This window comes from Methanospirillum sp., assembly GCF_028679455.1.
Lineage (GTDB): Archaea > Halobacteriota > Methanomicrobia > Methanomicrobiales > Methanospirillaceae > Methanospirillum.
The window spans coordinates 1-3,514 of sequence record NZ_JAJRBM010000318.1 but is presented as its reverse complement, the minus strand read 5'-3'; the positions used below and the strand labels follow the sequence as shown (position 1 = coordinate 3,514).

The window sequence follows — 3,514 nt, the reverse complement described above, 5'->3', positions numbered from 1 at the left end:
CCATAAAGAGGACCTGAAACAGGTACGAGAATACAATCGTGGTTTTGTGGATGCCTATTGCCTTCAGGATGCCAATCTGCCTTCTCTTGTTGATCGTATTGATATAGACCACGATGAATGTCACCACCATGGCAATCACAAGACTCACTCCGGTTGATATCCCGTTGATGATTCCAAAAGCAGTCACTGCATCCTTCACCGCACTGCTCGCTTTCTCATCATAGGTTTTTATCTGTTCCCTGACTCCGTATTCCATAAGATTGAGTCTGTCTTTCTGTTCATTCCCTGTCTGTACAGTTTTTACCAGTACTAATGTTGCCTTATTAGAAATTCCCAGAACCTCTTCCATCTCTTTCAGGGTAACAAATCCGTACTGATCAATCGAGTAGACTCCCGATGAGAGGATGCCTTTTACTTTGAGATTTCTGGTGACACCATTTTGAAAGGTGACCAGTACCTGATCGCCGACCTGTGGTCCGCCAAGTGATTCTGACTTGTCTTTCCTTTTATCCTGGTTACCAGCAAGCGTCAGGCCAAGGACGATCGAATCAGCATCTCCATCCGATAAGAATTCTCCATCTTTTATTTTGGTGTACGTCTTGGTGACCCGTTCATCATAGGATGGTACAAGAGCAACGAGGACGCCGGAGAGGGTTTTACCCCGATAGTTGTATGTTGCCCCGGTCTGAATTCTGGGGGATGTTCCAAGTATCTGAGGTATCTGATCGATCTTGTGGGTGAGTGATGAGACGTTGCTGATGTATATCTCTTCTTCCTTTGGTTCGATTACCAGATTTCCAAACGAATAATCAATAGATTGAGCGTTATAATTTACAATTACCCCTGATATGATCGAGGGGAGAAAGACAAGGTTCACAAAAACCAATGCCATGATAGCGATAGTCAGAAACAGGGTGAACCGGTTTCCGTTCTGTATTGAACGAAGTGCAAGAAAAAAAGCGATCGAGAGTTTCTGCCGGGTCATAGTTCAGGACGAGATTCGCCTCTTATAGAGAAGAGCAGCCCCTGCCCCGATCACGATCACCAATATGAGAACAATAATTGCTGCCCCGTCTTTTTCCCGAACTGAAAGTGACAGGGGCTCAGATATGGTATGTTTTCCATAATCGTCTGTATAGGTTACATTCAGATGATAGGCAATCTCTCCGGAGTGGGTCGCCCGAAGCGTGAATACGGCAGGAGCATCATTATGTGGCTCGATTGTTCCCACAAACGCCTCTTTTATTCCTTCGAATGGAATATCTAATGATGTTCTCACCGATTTCGCATCATCGGTTCCGGTATTCTCCACTCGTACGATGAGTGAGATTGTGTCCCCTACTTGGATCTGCTCAGGTGAGAGCTGGTATTTGGATATTCCAACCTCTCCTTTCCCCTGGATCTTGATCCCGATCTGTGATGTCTGTTCGGATTTGGTATTATCTGTGGTCAGATAGGTGATCGCAAGCGGGAACTGGATAATTCCAACTGGAATATCTTTGTCGGTGGCAAATGAGAGGTTGAGGTGATATGCTTCGTCCGGTGCTAATTCCCTGATATAATATTGCTCTGGAGTGAGTGAGGATATCGAATGTTCGGGTGTTTCAATCTGAACAGAGATGTCGTGTGCTTTAGATCTTCCTTCATTTACCAGATCAACGGTGAGATTAAATGATGATCCTGGGATGATCTGATCCGGCACTTCTCTGGTTATTTTAAATGAGGGTTTCTTTGAGATGGCATATGGAGAGTTCACATTCACCGGAATCGGGTATTTTACACTCCCTGAATCCCGGATCCTAATCCATGCTTCAGGGAAGTACAGGCCGCTGGATCCAGGTGCGGTAAGGAAAAAGGTAAGATTGACAGACTGGCCTGGTCCTATCTCTCCGATATCTTCATACCCTCCGTTCAGGACCTGGAAATCCTTTGCTTTCAGGGTTGCAGATTCGATATACGCGTTTACCGGCGTTGTGAGAGATTCTGATAATGAACCACCTGCACCGGCACCTGTGGTCGTGGATGCGGTCCGGGACGCCTGCTCTGCGGTATTGGCAAGGGTGATTGTGATTGATACGGGGTCTGACGGAAGAACAACATCCGGGCTGATATGATACCCGGTTACCATGACAGTCGGATTGTCAGCAGCGAGGGCAGGTATCAGAAGGAATAACGATACTACCAGAATGGTAAAGAACCTTATATTCATAATGCTCAATATGACCTGGTTTGTAGTATTCTGTTAATTAGGTATATTTTTTCCCGTTCTTTTTCGTCTCTTTCTGTCGGGTATCAACACATATCGAATCATTCATACCTCAATTCGACAACTTGTACCTGAATACGATGAGCAGAGTCTCATTCAGAGACCGGGATTATTCTTCCTTTTAATGTATGTTCAAGATCCAACTTCATCAGTTCAACAACGTTTGAAACAACCCCACGGGTATGTTCGCGTAGTAACTGATCGGTTTTGAAAAAATTCCGGTCTTCATTGCTCGAATATTCAGCACCATGGGTACGGTATGAGATCCCAAATGGAGCGAGAATAAAGCCCATCTGCTGGAAGTTCAAAAAAATATCCATGGCAGTCTTAATTCCTCCGTCTTCATGACCGTTCACTAAAATCCCGACTATTTTTCCATCGGTAAGGCCGGTTTTATTCAGATGGTAGAGATTCTGCATACAGGTGGTCCGGTCCAAAAATATTTTGAGTCTGGCTGACATGCTGTTCCAGTTGATAGGTGAAGCAATGATGACGGCCTTTGCTTTATGAAGCATCTGGTGAAAGGTATGCATATCATCTGATCTGTTCCGACAGGGGAAATCGCAGGACTGTGCTCGTACTGCATAACAACACCAACAATGGTCGATAGAAAATTCATTCAGGTTGAACCGTTTGTAGGAGACGCTTTTTTCGTGAAGTATCTCTTCAGCAATATCTGTCATCAGCCCGGTGTTTCCGGCCCGGTGAGAACTTCCGTTGATGAGTAGCACGTCAAATGGCTCGTCGTTATATGAGAAGATCTCCTTATGTTCTGGGATAAATTCCCCTGATGGACTATGGCAGTTAGGACATCCCTTTGGAGGTTTTATCCCACGTATCTGAAATCCACAAACCGTGCACAGCCAGGTGTTCTTTTCATCAGTAATAGTATGAGGAGGTGAACTGGTCATATATGTCCCCGAAGAAGGTTATTGCAGGATATATGTACTCAGTTATCATTCTTGAGACTATGCACCGGTAATCAAGGAAAGCCTAAATTTCAGCCTCATTCTCTATCATTGTCTCTTGTAATATTGATGAATTTATGTAACTATTCAGGCATGCTGAGAACAGGTTGACATTGACATCGTATCTTGCCCATATGTTCTCATTTTATCCTCCGCTGGAATCCATGGATTGTTCTCAAAGGCGGAGGTAATAGCTTCAATAACCCTGTTTCCATTTTTTCTTATTGTTGAGATGAAACTTCTGCTCAGAGTTACCGCTTCGGCAGTAGATTTGTCCCTG

General features: G+C 44.5%; 4 protein-coding genes. All 4 read right to left on the bottom strand.

Annotated elements, in window-relative coordinates; translation table 11 throughout:
• On the bottom strand, window positions 1–985 hold a 985-nt coding region (locus LUQ50_RS11105; protein WP_300039902.1), incomplete at its 3' end, for an FtsX-like permease family protein.
• A gap of 3 nt (window positions 986–988) precedes the next feature.
• Window positions 989–2,209 (bottom strand): S-layer protein, encoded by a 1,221-nt coding sequence (locus LUQ50_RS11100; protein ID WP_300039901.1) that lies wholly within the window; start codon window positions 2,207–2,209, stop codon window positions 989–991.
• 149 nt (window positions 2,210–2,358) lie between these two features.
• The gene (locus LUQ50_RS11095; protein ID WP_300039900.1) at window positions 2,359–3,177 is read right to left on the bottom strand and encodes an NAD(P)H-dependent oxidoreductase; all 819 of its coding nucleotides are present in this window, start codon (window positions 3,175–3,177) and stop codon (window positions 2,359–2,361) included.
• Between the two features lie 144 nt (window positions 3,178–3,321).
• The coding region (locus LUQ50_RS11090; protein ID WP_300039899.1) for a hypothetical protein at window positions 3,322–3,514 on the bottom strand (193 nt) is incomplete at its 5' end.

Bases quoted from the DNA above. Each gene is read 5' to 3' on its own strand.
- LUQ50_RS11095 (WP_300039900.1), bottom strand. From the start codon at position 3,177: ATGACCAGTTCACCTCCTCATACTATTACTGATGAAAAGAACACCTGG.
- LUQ50_RS11100 (WP_300039901.1), bottom strand. From the start codon at position 2,209: ATGAATATAAGGTTCTTTACCATTCTGGTAGTATCGTTATTCCTTCTG.